Here is a 13,393-nt window from a genome sequence, read left to right as displayed (position 1 = left end):
TCGGACGGGCCCGGGCGGGGCTGGGAGGGGCTGGGAGCGGTCAGCCGGTGACGGGGCGGGTGTCGAGGCGGATGTGGTCGACGGCCCAGTACCAGTTGTTGCCGGCGTCGTACATGCGGAACCTGAGGGTCACCGAGCGGGCTCCGGCCGGGACGGGGAAGCTGCGGGTGATCCGGGTGTTCTGGACGTCCTTGCCGGCGTTGTCGTTGCCGGTGGTGTCGGAGCTGTAGGCGAGCAGGCGGGTCTCGGTGCCGTTGTCGAAGACGGCGGTGACGGAGGCCTTCTGGGGGGCTTCCTGGCGGTAGTGGGAGTCGAAGGCGAGGTGGAGGGTGTCGGTGCCGGCCGGGATGGTGACGGCGGGCGAGACCAGGGTGGAGTCGAAGACGCCCTTGCGGGAGGGCGATCCTGTGTCGTCCCAGTCGTCGGGGTCGGCGACGGCGACGACGCCGAGGGCGCGGGTGAAGTTGCCGCGGTCCTGGGCGCCGAGGGCGGCCCATTCGCGCTTGGTGTGGAAGGTCCAGCCCTGGAGGCGGACGGTGCCCTGGGGCATGGCGGGGGCGTTGACGACCGTCCAGCCCTGGGGGGCCTGGGCGGTCCAGCCGAGCAGGCCGGACTCCGGCTTGAGGGCGCCGGCCAGGGATTCGAAGTCCTCGTCGAGGAGGTGGCCGGTCATCACCGGGGCGGGGCGGGCGGCGAGTTCGCCGTCGGCGAGGGCGTGGCGGCCGTCGGCGAGGGCGCGGGCGGTGACCAGCAGGCGGTGGGTGGCGGTGGCGGGCAGCTGGGCGGGCGGGGTGACCTGCCAGACGGCGGTGGCACTGGCGCCGGCGGCGAGCCGCTCGGGCGGGGCGGTGACGGCGGTGGCCGTCCAGCCGGGCGGGAGCAGCGGCTGGGCCTCCAGGCGGGTGAGGGCCGCGGTGGCGGTGAGGGTGGCGGTGACGGTGGCGGGCCGGCCGGGCAGCAGGACGGGTTCGTCGATGGTGGTGGAGGCGGCGCCGAGGGCGAGGTTGACGGTGAGCGGGTCGGCGAGGCCGATGGCGGGGTCGGTGACGGTGCGGTCGTCCCAGGGGAAGCGGTTGGCGAGGCGGCGGCGGAAGGCGAGGTCGCCCTGGACGGTGACGGCGACGTCGTACCAGCCCTCGGGGCCGACCTTGAGGTTGACGGTGCGGTCGTCGCCGGCCGCGACGCGCACCTCGCGCAGGCCGTCGCCGTAGGCGAGGTCGCCGACGAGGAAGGTCTGGGCGGTGCGGGAGCGGTTGATGACGTCGACTTCCAGCACCTTGCCGTTGCCCTCCTCGGAGAGCGAGACCTCGTAGGCGGAGGCGGTGTCGCCGCGCAGGTGCCACAGGGCGCCGTCGGGGCCGTGGACGCGCAGGTCGTAGCCGGCGGGGCCGACCTTCCAGACGTCCGAGAGGCGGGACTTGGCGGCGACGGTGTAGTGCTTGGGGGCCTCGCCGGGGGCGGGGTAGACGGCGAAGACGGCGCCCTGGCGGCCCTGGTTGACGAAGTCGAGGGTGAGTTCGTCGCCCTTGAGGCGGGGCTTGACCAGCAGGTTGTACGGGGCGGGGCGGGAGGAGCGGGTGCCGCGCTGCTGCTGGGGGAAGGTCTGCGGGCTGGGCACGGTGGGGGCGGGGAGCTTGCCGGTGTCGACGACCTTCTGGCGGTTGCCGCTGGTGTCGGGCAGCTGGGGCCAGGCGGGGTTGCGGCCGGAGAAGTCGAAGACGCCGGTGAGGTCGCCGCAGACCGCGCGCCGCCAGGGGCTGATGTTGGGTTCCTGGACGCCGAAGCGCTGTTCCAGGAAGCGCAGCACGGAGGTGTGGTCGTAGACGGTGGAGTCGACGACGCCGCCGCGGGTCCACGGGGAGACGACGATCATCGGCACCCGGACGCCCAGGCCCATCGGGTAGGGGCCGGAGACGAGGGTCTCGCCGGCGGGGAGGGTGTCGGACCAGCCGAGGGTGCCGTCGGCGGCCTTGACCCGGTACCTGCCGTCCTGGTCGACGACCCGGTGGTAGGTGGAGCCGCCCTTGGCGACGCGGACGACGACCTCGCCGTCGACCGGGACGTTGGACTTGCCGCGGCCGGTGGCGAGCGGCGGGACGGGCGGCAGCTGGTGGTCGAAGAAGCCGCCGTGCTCGTCGTAGTTGAGGATGAAGACGGTCTTCTGGAACACCTCGGGCTTGGCGGCGAGCGCGGACAGCAGCCGGGAGGTGAGGTGTTCGCCGTTCGGCGGCGCGTAGTTGGCGTGCTCGGACAGCGCGGCGGGGGCGACGATCCAGGAGACCTGCGGGAGGCGGTCGGCCTGGACGTCGGCGGTGAAGGCGTCGACGAGGGCGTCGCCCATGGCGAAGGGGTCGTTCTTCTTGGCCGGGTCGCCGACGGCGCGCATGCCGCGCTCGTACAGCGGCTCGCCGGGCTTGGCCTTGACGAAGGGGGCGAACCAGGCGAGGGCGTTGTCGTCGAAGTTGTCGATGGCCTGGTAGGTCTTCCAGCTGACGCCGGCCTTCTCCAGGCGCTCGGCGTAGGTGGTCCACTCGTAGCCGCCGGGGATCTCGGTGTTGTCGGTCACCGGGGTGTCCCTGACGGTGCCGCCGCTGGTGCCGGTCATCAGGTGGTCGCGGTTGGTGTTGGTGTTGCACTGCACGGAGGCGTGGTAGGCGTCGCAGACCGTGAACACCGAGGCGAGGGCGTGGTAGAAGGGCATGTCGGCGGACTCGTAGTAGCCCTGGCCGAGCCAGCCGGAGGAGCGGCGGGTGACGGAGCCGTCGGCGCGGCCGTCGTTCCAGGCGTTCATGGAGTCGCCGTAGCCGAAGGCGGGCGCGCCCTGCTGGTAGGCGTTGGTGTGGGCGGCGTTCATCGCGAAGGGCAGCAGGTAGCCCTCCTTGCGGCCGGGGTCGGGCTGGTGGAACACCGAGCGGCCGTCGACGCCGCGGACGGCGGTGCGGTCGCCGAAGCCGCGCACGCCCGTCAGGGTGCCGAAGTAGTGGTCGAAGGCGCGGTTCTCCTGCATGAACACCACGACGTGCTGGATGTCCGCCAGCCGTCCGGGCCTGGCCGGGGCGGCGAGCGCCTGCTGGACGCTGAGCGGGAGGGCGGACAGCACCGCGGCCGCCGCCGCGCCGCCGAGGACACTGCGGCGCGACAGTTCGGGCTTCGGACTCATGGGGGTGGGGCTCCTTGCTGACGGACCGCGGGTCTTCGCTTTCGGGGGCCGGCCGCGCGGTTCGGACCGGACCCGTTATGTGTACGAGACCGAGGTGGACGCAGCCGTGGTGTCCGATGACGGGTCGGTGACCGGTAAGAGACTCCGAGCTGTACAGACAACTTGACGTCAGTGGATCAAGGAAGCGGGCCGGACCCGCCGTCAGGAGCACCGCCGGCCAGGGCGTTCGCGCCGGCTTCACCCGGGCCCGAGGAGCCGGGCGCGACAAAGTGATCAGCCACGAGGAGTTCCGGACGGCCGTCACCGAGTTCTGCCTGAGCGCCGACGAGAACGCGCCGGGGAACCGGCTGATCGGCCCCATCGGGCAGCAGGCCCGACCTCCCCGGAACAGGACCCGCCCCCGGACGCCCAGGACCGGGGGGTGTCGGGCCGCGCCCCGCGGGCAGACGCGCGGTGTGAATCCGATCGAACGGGCCCTGCGGGCCGTGGACGGCTTCCAGCAGCGCCACCGGGCCCCCGGCCTGGTGATCGGCGTCGTGCGCAAGTACGGGGACGACCGGGGCGGGCTGCTGGCCGCCCTGATCACCTACTACGGCTTCGTCGCCCTGGTCCCGCTGCTGCTCCTGCTCAGCACCGTCCTCGGCTTCGTCCTGCACGGCCACGCCGGGGCGCAGCGCGCGGTGCTGGACTCCGCGCTCGCCGACTTCCCGATCATCGGCGACCAGCTGCGCCAGAACGTCCACTCGCTCCAGGGGAGCGGCCTGGCCCTGCTGATCGGTGTGCTCGGGCTGCTGTACGGGGCGCTCGGCATCGCGCAGGTCCTCCAGCACGCCATGGCCGAGGTCTGGAACGTGCCGGGGGTGCAGCGGCCCGGCTACTGGCCGCGGCTGGCGCGCAGCGTGCTGCTGTTCGCGGTGCTGGCCGGCGGGCTGGTGCTGGGCACCGCCGCCGCCTCGCTGGTCGGCAGCGCGCTGGGCGGGCCGGCCGCCAGGATCGGGGGCCTGGTCGTCTCCGCGCTGGTGAACACCGCCCTGTGCCTGGCCTGCTTCCGGGTGCTCACCCCGCGCGAGGTCCCGCTGCGGGCGCTGTGGCCGGGCTGCGCGCTCGCCGGGCCGCTGTTCACCGCCCTCCAGGCGGGCGGCTCGCTGCTGGTCACCCACGAGCTGCGCCACGCGAGCCAGGTCTACGGGTTCTTCGCGACCGTGATCGGGCTGCTGTCCTGGCTCTACCTGGCCGCGCAGGTCACCGTGTACGCGGCCGAGGCCAACGTGGTGCTCACCCGGCGGCTGTGGCCGCGCAGCCTGCTGCAGCCTCCGCTGACGGACGCCGACCAGGCGGTGCTGTCCTCGGTCGCCCGGCAGGAGGAGCGCCGGCCCGAGCAGCGGGTCGACGTCTCCTTCCCCGGGGCACCCGAGGACCCGGACGAGGGCGGCGACGACGGCGGGGGCCGCGACGACGGCGGCGGGGACACCAAGGAGAGCGGGAAGGACGGCGGCGGCGGCCGGTGACGGCGTCGGCCCGGCGGGGACCCGGTCGGCGGGGCCCGCGGGGCATGGATGCGGCGGCCGGGGGCAGCCGGTGGTCGCGCGCCCGCGCCGGGCCCGGCGCCCCGCCGGCCCGTACCTGCCCCATGGAAGGGAGAAGCGCATGAGTGGGAACACCGACATCTGGGAGTTCCGCAGCACCAGCGGCCACAGCGCCGGTACCGACCTCATCGGGTTCCACGTGGAGGCCCAGGACGGCCCCGTCGGCAAGGTGGACAAGCTGTCCGAGGAGGTGGGAACGCGGTACCTGGTCGTGGACACCGGCCCCTGGATCTTCGGGAAGCGGGTGCTGCTGCCGGCCGGCACCGTCATCCGCATCGAGATCGCGGAGCGGACGGTGTACGTGGACCGGACCAAGGAGGAGATCAAGAACGGTCCCGACCTGGACGGCGGGGCGCTGGAGACGGAGTCCGGGTTCCAGGAGCGGGAGCGGTACGCGCTCTACTACGGGCCGTTCTACAGCGGCCGCATCCTCTGACTGCCCGGGCCGCCGGCCGCCGTCCCGCTCGGGGCGGCGGCCGGCCGCCGTGCGGGGCCTGCGGGGGCGCGGGCCTGCGGGAGTACGGGGTCTGCGAGGGCGCGGGTCAGGCGCGGGTCAGCCGCGGGTCAGGCGGCGGGCGTCGAACTCGGCCCAGATCGTCTTGCCCTGGCCGTGCGGCTCGGCGCCCCAGCGGTCGGCGGTGCGCTGCACGATGAACAGGCCGTGGCCGCCGGGCAGGGCCGGGTCGTGCGGGTGGCGCAGGGCGGGCATCGCCGGGCTGCGGTCGCTGACCTCCACCCGCAGGCGTTCCCCGGTGGCGTCCAGGACCAGCTCCAGCGGGCCGTCCCCGTGCAGCATGGCGTTGGCCACCAGCTCCGCCACCAGCAGCACGACATCCGCGCCGACGCCCTCGTGGACGTCGGGCAGGTACCAGTCCCCCACCGCCTCGGCGGTGAAGCCCCTGGCCCGGGCGACCGGCTTGGGGAACCCGGCCAGGGTCAGCCGCCGGCGCTGGCCGCCGGGCGGCAGCGGCGGCCCGGCCGGGTGTGCGTCGCCGTCCAGGGTTCCCCGGCTCATCGTCATGTGAGGGCACCCTTACGGATCGACGGCGGTTTCGCATGGTCGGTTTCCCGGCGCTTCCGGGATTATGCCTGTCCGGGCACCGGGTGCGCGGCCTCTGCGGCACGCGTCCCGGCACGAACCGGTCGGGAACCGGGTCGGGAACCGGACGGGAACCCGGTACGAACCCGGTACGAACCGGACGGGAACCCGGTGGGCCCTACCCGGCGGGGCGGGGGAACGGCTCAGGCCGCCAGGGCCGACTCGGCGGACTCGTGGATGGAGAACACCGCCTGGGTGCCGGTCAGTTCGAGGACCCGCATGACGGTGGGCGGCACCGCCGCCAGGTGCAGCGGCACGCCCTCCGCCTCCGCCGCGAGGCGGGTCCTGAGCAGGAGGTTCAGGCCGGAGGAGTCGCAGAACCCCACTCCGGCGAGGTCGATCACCACCGCGCCGGGCCGCTGCGCGACCAGGGCGGTGAGCGTGTCGGCCGCGGGCGCGAGCGTCTCGATGTCGAGGTCGCCCGCCAGCGCGCACACCACCGCGCCGCAAGCCGCGGTGCGGGTCCGTACCGCCGGCTCCGCACGGTACGGGGCGGCCGCCGGTCCGGGGTCCCGCTGGTCGTTGTCGGATGGCATCATCGTCGTCCCCTCCAGGTCCGTGCCCTCCGACCTTACGTAGGCGGTGTCCCTCGGCCAAGCGGCGGGTCGCGGACCGGGCCCCGCCCGGTCCGCGACCCCGCCCGGGCTCAGGCTTCGGTCAGGCCCTCGCGCAGCCGCCGCAGGGTGCGGCTGAGCAGCCGGGAGACGTGCATCTGGGACAGCCCGAGGCGCTCGCCGATCTGCGACTGCGTCATGTCCTCGCAGAAGCGCATCGACAGGATCAGCCGGTCCCGCTCCGGCAGTGCGCCGACCAGCGGCTTGAGCGCGACCAGGTCCTCCACCAGGGAGAGGTCCCGGTCCTCCTCGCCGAGGCGCTCGCCCAGACAGCCGGGGCGGTCGTCGTCCTCGCTGCTGGTGTCCAGGGAGCCCGCGGTGTGCCCGTTCGAGGCGGTCAGCCCCTCCACCACCTCCTCCTGGGAGAGCCCGAGGTCCGCGGCCAGTTCGGCCACCGTGGGGGCCCGGTCCAGTTCCTGCGCCAGCCGTTCCTGGGCCTTCGCCAGCACGATCCGCAGCTCCTGGAGGCGGCGCGGCACGTGGACGGCCCAGGTGGTGTCACGGAAGTGCCGGCGGACCTCGCCGAGCACCGTGGGCAGCGCGAAGGTCGTGAACTCGACGCCCAGATCGGGATCGAACCGGTCGATCGCCTTGATCAGCCCGACCGCCCCGACCTGCAACAGGTCCTCCTGCGGCTCCCGGTGCGCGGTGAAGCGGCGGATCGCGAACCTGACCAGCGAGAGGTTCATCTCCACCAGCGTGGCCCGCACGTACGAGTACTCCCGGGTGCCCTCCTCCAGGGCCGCGAGCCGGCGCAGCAGCACCCGGGTCAGCTCGCGCGCGTCGGCGGGCGCGACCTCCCGCAGGTCCTCGGCCGGGTCGAGCTCCGGTGGCAGGAGCCCGCGCAGGTCGGCTGTGGCGGAGGCGGCCGTGCGGCAGGGGTCCGTCGGCGGAACGGAAGTGGTCAGTTCACCAGTGGTCATGACCATCGGAGTCCTTTCCTCGTGTCGGCACGGTCGAACGCCCCGACTACCCCGCCTCGGCCGATCGATGCGGCCGCCCGGGGTGAAGGTTCCGTGAAACCCGTCCGGGGCGTTCCGGCAGGCTACGGGAAACCCGCCGGCCGGCGGCGCCGACCGGAGGATCATGGAGCGGCGCGCCCGGGCGCCTCCGGTGTCCCACGCGTCCCTGACGCCACCTCCCACGCGAAAGCGGTGCCCCTCCGTGATCCCCGCCGTACCCGACCCGACCGTGCTGCACCCCTTCCCCGAGCAGCCGCGGGTGGTGCTCCTCAAGCCGCTGGTCACCTCGCCGCTGATCGAGGTCGGCGAGTACTCGTACTACGACGACCCCGACGACCCGACGGCGTTCGAGACCCGCAACGTGCTGTACCACTACGGGCCGGAGAAGCTCGTCATCGGGAAGTTCTGCGCCTTCGCCGAGGGGGTGCGGTTCGTGATGAACGGCGCCAACCACCGGATGGACGGGCCGTCCACCTTCCCCTTCCCCGTCATGGGCGGCGCCTGGGCCGAGCACTTCGACCTGCTCACCGGCCTGCCCGGGCGCGGCGACACCGTGGTCGGCAACGACGTGTGGCTCGGCTACCGCACCACCGTCATGCCCGGGGTGCGCATCGGCCACGGCGCGATCGTCGCCGCCGGGTCCGTCGTCACCTCCGACATCCCCGACTACGCGATCGCCGGCGGCAACCCGGCCAAGGTGATCCGGCCGCGCTACGACGGGGCCGACGTCGCCCGCCTGCTGGACCTCGCCTGGTGGGACTGGCCCGCCGAACACCTCACCCGCCACCTGCGCACCGTCATGTCCGGCACCGTCGACGACCTGGCCGCCGCCGCGCCCGGGGCCTGACCCGGCGGCGGCCCCGCCGCACCCCTCGGAGGCAGCGTGGCCCCGACCCCCCGGCGGCCCGAACTCCTAACCCACCGTGGGGTGGTGGAGCTTGCGGGCGGCAGTGCGGATGGCGAGGGTGTACGGGGCGTCGAGGGCGCGGGTGCGGGCGTCGAGGTCGTGGAAGGCCACCAGGGCCCGGTGGGTGTCGTCGGTCGTCTGGGTCCAGGCCGTCCAGGCGTTGTGGACGTCCTCGTCGGTGACCTGTTCGCCCTTGGCCTGGAGCAGCACGGCGTAGATGCGGAACAGGTCGTCGGAGCCCGCCGGGGGTCTGGCCTCCGAGGGCAGGCAGTCGCGGATCAGTTCGGCGATGGGATCGAGGTGGCTCATACGGCCAGTGTGCCGCCGGCGAGGGTGCCCGCGAGGAGGATCAGATGAGCCACCGCGAAGATCATCGGTACGGCCCGTTCGGTGGTGCCGAGTTCGGTGTAGTGCCGGTGGCGCCGGCCGGGCCCCTCGGTGCTCCGCAGGACGTCCCACTCGTCGGTGAAGATCCGCGCGGACAGCTTCTCCTCCAGGCTGTTGATGACCTGGAACTTGGCGCCGTTGAGGTCCCGGTAGCTGCGCAGCTGCATCCACCAGGCGCCGGAGAGGGTGATGCCGGCCAGTGCGACGGCCGTCGGCACCCACCACGGGGACTCGGAGAGCCTGGGTATGCCGAAGCCGATCAGGGTGACCAGCGCGGTCTGCACGGACAGGAAGAAGGTGTTGGCGGTGCCGCGCCGGGCCGAGACCCGGTCGGCCATCTCCACGGCGAGCTTGTACAGCTCCAGCAGCTCGTACTGACGGTCGGACGGACGGTCCGGCGGACGGTTCGGCTCCGGCGGCGTGGTCATCGCGAAACCCCCTCGGGCAGGTGGTGTGCCGGCTTCGCCCGCTGCCCGGGCTCCCCCCGATGTGTCCATCCTTCCCTGTACGCCGGCCCGCCAGTGCTGCCGGGCCGACGCCCGGGGCGGGCCGACGCACGGAACGAGCCGACTCGCGGGTCGGGCTGACGGCCTACCAGACGGCTCCGGCCACCGCGGGGGCCGCCGGCGGTTCCCGGTCCGCCGGACCGGCGGCGGCCGTGGCGGGCACGGAGGCCCTGGCGGGCGCCGCGGCCTCGGCGGGCGCCGCCGTGGCGGTGTGCGCGACGGCGGCCACGGCGGGGCTGCCGGCCGACAGGGCGCGCAGGGCCGCGCCGGCCTCCGCCTCCCCTTCCCCGTACCCGTGGGCGCGGGCGGTGCGGACGGCGGCGGCGAGGTGGAGCGCGGCCTCCTCCGGGCGGCCGGTGGCGGCCAGCGCCCGGCCGTAGAGGGTCTGGAGGACCACCCGGCGGGTGACCGGGAAGGGCGGTTCGGCGACGGCCAGGCCGTGGGCGGCGTGGCGGGCGGCCTCCTCGGCGGCGCCGGCGGCCAGGCACTCGCCGGCCAGGTGCAGCCGGGCGAGGCCGACCAGGTCGGCGCGCCCGGCCCGTTCGGCCAGCGACAGGGCCTTCAGCAGCAGCCCGTTCACCCGGTCCCGGCCGCCCTGGTCGCCGTGGCGGGCCAGCGCGATGGCGTGGTTGACCAGGGCGACGGCCTGGGCGCTGATGTCGCCGGCCCTGGCCGCGAGGTCGGGGGCGCGTTCCAGGTGGACCAGGGCCTGTTCGGGGCGGCCCTCCTCCAGCAGGACCCAGCCCAGCAGGGCGCGGGCGCGGGACTGGGCGCCCGGGTCGCGGTCGGCCTCGGCGGCCGCCAGGCCGTGTTCGAGCAGCGGCGCCCAGCCGTCCCTGACCTGCCAGACGATCAGCGGCCACTGGAGCAGCACCAGGCGCCAGGCGCGGTCGTGCAGTCCGGCGGCGACCGCCGCCTCGACCGCGCCGCGCAGGGTGTCGCGTTCGGCGGCGTACCAGCTGAGCGCGCTCGCCCGGTCCGGGAAGGGGCGGACGTCGGCGGGGCGGCGGGTGCCGGGCGGCAGTGCGCAGCACGGTTCGCTGCCCGGTTCGGCGGTGCCGCAGGCGGTCAGCAGGGTGTTCAGCAGGTGGTCGAGCAGCCGGGGCAGCACCTCGCGGTCGGTGTCGCCGGGCAGGCTGCGGGCGTAGAGGCGGACCAGGTCGTGCAGGGTGTAGGCGTCCCGGCCGATCTCCACGATCAGGTGGGCGGTGGCCAGTTGGGCCAGGGCCTCGGCGGCCTCCTCGGGCCGGCAGCCGGCCAGGGCGGCGGCGGTGCGGCTGTCGAGGGTGGCGCCGGTGTGGGCGCCGAGGCGGCGGAACATCCGGCGGGCGGGCTCGGTCAGGTGCTGGACGGTCAGCGCGAGGGTGGCGGCGACGCTGGTGTCCTCGATGTCGAGGAGGTCCAGGCGGTCCTGCTCGTCGGCGAGTTCGTCGACGAGGGTGGCCAGCGCCCGGGCCGGGCCGGTGGCGAGGCGGGCGGCGGCCAGCCGCAGGGCGAGCGGCAGCCCGTCGCACAGGCGGGCCAGGCGGGTGGCGGCCTCGGGTTCGGCGGCGACCAGGTCGGCGCCGAGGGTGGCGGCGAGCAGGGTGACGGCCTGCGGGGCGGACAGTTCGGCGAGCGGGACGGGGCGGGCGGCGTCGGAGGCGACCAGGCCGCCGAGCCGGTCGCGGCTGGTGACCAGGGTGACGCAGTCGTCGCCGTCCGGCAGCAGCGGGCGGACCTGCTCGGAGCAGCGGGCGTTGTCCAGGACGATCAGCATCCGGCGGGTGGCGGTCAGTTCGCGGTAGCGGGCGCCCATCGCCTCGGCGGTGGCGGGCATCTGCTCGGCGGGCAGGCCGAGGGCGAGCAGCAGTTCGCGCAGGACGGCGGCGGTGTCGCGTTCCGGCAGCGGGCTGTGGCCGCACAGGTCGACGAAGAGCCGTCCGTCGGGGAAGTCCTGCCGGCGGCGGTGGGCCCAGTACAGGGCGACGGTGGTCTTGCCGACGCCGGCGCCGCCGGTGAGCACGGTGACGGCGCCGGGGGCGGTGGTGGCCCGGTCGAGCGCGGTCAGTTCGTCCTCCCGGCCGGCGAAGCCGCGTGGGCGGCGGGGGAAGGGCCAGGGGGCGTGCTGCCCGGGGGTGGCCGGCGCGGGGGCGGGGGCGGGCCGCCGGTCGGGGACGGAGGCCAGGCCGCCGACGGTCGGCACCCGGGCGGGCGGGACGCGGTCCGACGGCACGCGGTCCGACGGCACGCGGTCCGACGGCAGGCGGACCGGCATCTCCTGGTCGCCGGGCAGCCGGGCGGGCGGCACCCGGTCGGGCCGGTGCCGTGCCGCATCGGTGCGCGCCGGGGTGTCGCTGCGCAGCTGCGTGTCGGCGTCGGCGCGCGGCGGGGCCCCGGCGCGGGCCGACGCCCCGGCGTGCAGCAGGCGGTCGTAGGCCTCGGCGAGTTCGGGGCCGGGGTCGATGCCGAGTTCCTCGGCCAGGGCCCGGCGGGTGCGGTGGAACCAGTCCAGGGCCTCCGAGCGGCGCCCGGCGCGGCCGAGCGCGTGGATGAGTCCGGCGATCAGGGGTTCGCGCAGCGGGTTGGCGGTGGCCTCGGTGTGCAGGAGGGTGGCGGCGGCGCCGTGGTCGCCGAGCCGGCCGTGGGCGCGGGCCAGTTCCTCGGTGGCGGCCAGGCGCAGTTCCTCCAGGGCCTGGGCGGCGTAGCGCAGGGGCAGTCCGGCGGTGCCGGCGAGGGCGGGGCCGCGCCACAGGGCGAGTGCTTCGCTCAGGACGGCGGCGGCCTGGTGGGCGTCGTCCAGGGCGCGGGCGCGGGCCACCAGGTGGTCGAACCTGACGGTGTCCACGGCCAGTTCGGGCGCCCGGAGCAGGTAGGCGCCGTTGTCGGTGACGAGTTCGACGCCGGCGGCGGGGGCGCCGTGGGTGGTGAGCAGGGCGCGCAGTCCGGAGACGTGGTTGTGGATGACGGTGCGCGAGTGGCGGGGCGGTTCGGTGTCCCAGAGGGTCTCGGTGAGCCGCTCGACGGTGACCGGTGCTCCGGGGTGGAGCAGCAGCATGGCCAGCAGGCTGCGGCGTTTGGCCGATCCGGCCGGAAGCTCCCGGCCGTCGGCGGCCAGCACGGCCACCGTGCCCAGCAGTCGGAACTCCACGCACCCCCCTTAGATGTATATGACAAGCATATGACGGCAGGCGATCCCCCGGTCGCGGAGCGTCCGCGCGGGCGGCGGGGCCGGGGCGCCGCCGCCCATGGGAACACGACGGAGGAACTACCAGGTGACGGCGTCGTCCATGTCCTGCTGCCAGTAGGTGACCTTGAGCGAGTCGTCGATGTAGAGACCCTTCGAGGGCAGCCCGGGGTTGCCTCCCGTGCCGACGCTCTCGTTGCCGGACGGGCCCTGGAAGTAGACGGCGAGTGTGGTCTCGGTGTGGCCGTGGGCGCCGCTGCCGTCGGCGGCGGACAGGTTCACCGAGGCGTAGCCGGACTCCCCCGGCTTGAGGGTGACGACGGCCTGCGGCTTGGAGTCCTCGTTCGGGGCTCAGTTACGGGGTGCTGGCCAAGCGCCTGCACCTGAGCACCTCGACGCTGCACCGCTACTGCATCGGCACGGTGGTGCCCGCCGAGTTCGCCCCGCTGGACCGCCTGGCGCGGGTGTGCCGGGCGACGCCGCAGGAGATGACCGAGCTGCACCGGCGCTGGATCCTGGCGGACGGCGCCCGCCGGGCCCGGCCGGCCCAGGAGGCGGGCGGTGCGGCGGCCGCGCCCGGGCCCGTACCGGTACCGGTACGGGTGCCGGACGTGACACCGGGCGGTGCGGAGGAGGAGCCGGTCACCGTCGGCGTGACGCCGCCCGCGGGGCCCGTCCCGTGGCGGGGCCGGCGCGCGGTGCTGGTGGCCGCCGTCGCGACGGCGGCCGTGCTGGGGGTGGTGGCGCTCGGCCTGGAGCCCTTCGGCGGGGACGGGAAGAGCGGCGGCGCCGCCGACCAGCAGCCGGCCGGTGCCGCCGCGACCGCGGCGCCCGAGGCCGGCCAACGGCAAGCCGTTCCGGACCAGTCCGGGCGTCGGGCGGCCGGGCTACGACTACCCGCTGGGCGGCAGCGAGTGGATCCGGCGCGAGGGCTGAGCGGGCCGGACCCGGGTGCTTCCGGGGCGCTACCACACGTATCCGCAGCTCACACGGGGGCCGGGTGACC

The 13,393-nt window shown here is 75.0% G+C and carries 11 protein-coding genes and 1 pseudogene; 4 read left to right on the top strand and 8 right to left on the bottom strand.

Features of this window, described 5'->3' with window-relative positions; all coding sequences use genetic code 11:
- Positions 1 to 40: 40 nt before the first annotated feature.
- Positions 41 to 3,160: a phosphocholine-specific phospholipase C gene (locus ACIQOW_RS28230; protein WP_401089549.1), complete on the bottom strand. Its 3,120-nt coding sequence runs from the start codon at positions 3,158 to 3,160 to the stop codon at positions 41 to 43.
- A gap of 455 nt (positions 3,161 to 3,615) precedes the next feature.
- Between ACIQOW_RS28230 and ACIQOW_RS28225 the strand changes: the two genes are divergently transcribed.
- The gene (locus ACIQOW_RS28225) at positions 3,616 to 4,668 is read left to right on the top strand and encodes a YihY/virulence factor BrkB family protein (protein ID WP_401089547.1); all 1,053 of its coding nucleotides are present in this window, start codon (positions 3,616 to 3,618) and stop codon (positions 4,666 to 4,668) included.
- Between the two features lie 139 nt (positions 4,669 to 4,807).
- Positions 4,808 to 5,182, top strand: a complete 375-nt coding sequence (locus ACIQOW_RS28220; protein ID WP_401089545.1) for a PRC-barrel domain-containing protein — start codon at positions 4,808 to 4,810, stop codon at positions 5,180 to 5,182.
- Between the two features lie 117 nt (positions 5,183 to 5,299).
- Here ACIQOW_RS28220 and ACIQOW_RS28215 read toward each other — a convergent pair whose 3' ends face one another.
- The 3 genes from ACIQOW_RS28215 to ACIQOW_RS28205 all read right to left on the bottom strand — a co-directional run bounded on the left by ACIQOW_RS28215 (position 5,300) and on the right by ACIQOW_RS28205 (position 7,382).
- Positions 5,300 to 5,767 (bottom strand): ATP-binding protein, encoded by a 468-nt coding sequence (locus ACIQOW_RS28215; protein WP_401089543.1) that lies wholly within the window; start codon positions 5,765 to 5,767, stop codon positions 5,300 to 5,302.
- Positions 5,768 to 5,988: 221 nt separating this feature from the next.
- Positions 5,989 to 6,384 (bottom strand): STAS domain-containing protein, encoded by a 396-nt coding sequence (locus ACIQOW_RS28210; protein ID WP_401089541.1) that lies wholly within the window; start codon positions 6,382 to 6,384, stop codon positions 5,989 to 5,991.
- A 107-nt stretch (positions 6,385 to 6,491) separates the two neighbouring features.
- Positions 6,492 to 7,382, bottom strand: coding sequence for a SigB/SigF/SigG family RNA polymerase sigma factor (locus tag ACIQOW_RS28205; RefSeq protein ID WP_401089539.1), 891 nt, complete (start codon positions 7,380 to 7,382; stop codon positions 6,492 to 6,494).
- 244 nt (positions 7,383 to 7,626) lie between these two features.
- Here ACIQOW_RS28205 and ACIQOW_RS28200 point away from each other — a divergent pair, with 244 nt between their 5' ends.
- Entirely contained in the window at positions 7,627 to 8,268 is a 642-nt protein-coding gene (locus ACIQOW_RS28200; protein WP_401089712.1) for a CatB-related O-acetyltransferase, read from the top strand.
- A 66-nt stretch (positions 8,269 to 8,334) separates the two neighbouring features.
- On the opposite strand, the gene ACIQOW_RS28195 is transcribed toward ACIQOW_RS28200, so the two are convergent.
- From ACIQOW_RS28195 to ACIQOW_RS28180, 4 genes and pseudogenes are all read right to left on the bottom strand, one after another.
- Entirely contained in the window at positions 8,335 to 8,637 is a 303-nt protein-coding gene (locus ACIQOW_RS28195) for a hypothetical protein (protein ID WP_188297203.1), read from the bottom strand.
- Entirely contained in the window at positions 8,634 to 9,143 is a 510-nt protein-coding gene (locus tag ACIQOW_RS28190) for a hypothetical protein (protein WP_401089537.1), read from the bottom strand. Before ACIQOW_RS28190 ends, ACIQOW_RS28195 begins: the two co-directional genes overlap by 4 nt.
- A gap of 163 nt (positions 9,144 to 9,306) precedes the next feature.
- A complete protein-coding gene (locus tag ACIQOW_RS28185; RefSeq protein ID WP_401089535.1) occupies positions 9,307 to 12,351 on the bottom strand; it encodes a BTAD domain-containing putative transcriptional regulator in 3,045 nt (1,014 codons plus the stop codon).
- Positions 12,352 to 12,468: 117 nt separating this feature from the next.
- Positions 12,469 to 12,675: pseudogene (locus tag ACIQOW_RS28180) on the bottom strand (hypothetical protein); the annotation flags it as partial.
- 74 nt (positions 12,676 to 12,749) lie between these two features.
- Here ACIQOW_RS28180 and ACIQOW_RS28175 point away from each other — a divergent pair.
- Positions 12,750 to 13,391: a helix-turn-helix domain-containing protein gene (locus ACIQOW_RS28175; RefSeq protein WP_401089533.1), complete on the top strand. Its 642-nt coding sequence runs from the start codon at positions 12,750 to 12,752 to the stop codon at positions 13,389 to 13,391.
- The last annotated feature ends 2 nt before the right edge of the window (positions 13,392 to 13,393 follow it).

This window comes from Kitasatospora sp. NPDC091335 (genome assembly GCF_044757205.1).
Taxonomy (GTDB): Bacteria; Actinomycetota; Actinomycetes; order Streptomycetales; family Streptomycetaceae; genus Kitasatospora.
This window is presented reverse-complemented; position numbering and strand designations above follow the sequence as displayed.

Excerpts from the sequence above, each read along its gene's own strand:
- ACIQOW_RS28230 (WP_401089549.1), bottom strand. The coding sequence starts at position 3,160 with ATGAGTCCGAAGCCCGAACTGTCGCGCCGCAGTGTCCTCGGCGGCGCG.
- ACIQOW_RS28220 (WP_401089545.1), top strand. The coding sequence starts at position 4,808 with ATGAGTGGGAACACCGACATCTGGGAGTTCCGCAGCACCAGCGGCCAC.
- ACIQOW_RS28215 (WP_401089543.1), bottom strand. The coding sequence starts at position 5,767 with ATGACGATGAGCCGGGGAACCCTGGACGGCGACGCACACCCGGCCGGG.
- ACIQOW_RS28210 (WP_401089541.1), bottom strand. The coding sequence starts at position 6,384 with ATGATGCCATCCGACAACGACCAGCGGGACCCCGGACCGGCGGCCGCC.
- ACIQOW_RS28205 (WP_401089539.1), bottom strand. The coding sequence starts at position 7,382 with ATGACCACTGGTGAACTGACCACTTCCGTTCCGCCGACGGACCCCTGC.
- ACIQOW_RS28195 (WP_188297203.1), bottom strand. The coding sequence starts at position 8,637 with ATGAGCCACCTCGATCCCATCGCCGAACTGATCCGCGACTGCCTGCCC.
- ACIQOW_RS28190 (WP_401089537.1), bottom strand. The coding sequence starts at position 9,143 with ATGACCACGCCGCCGGAGCCGAACCGTCCGCCGGACCGTCCGTCCGAC.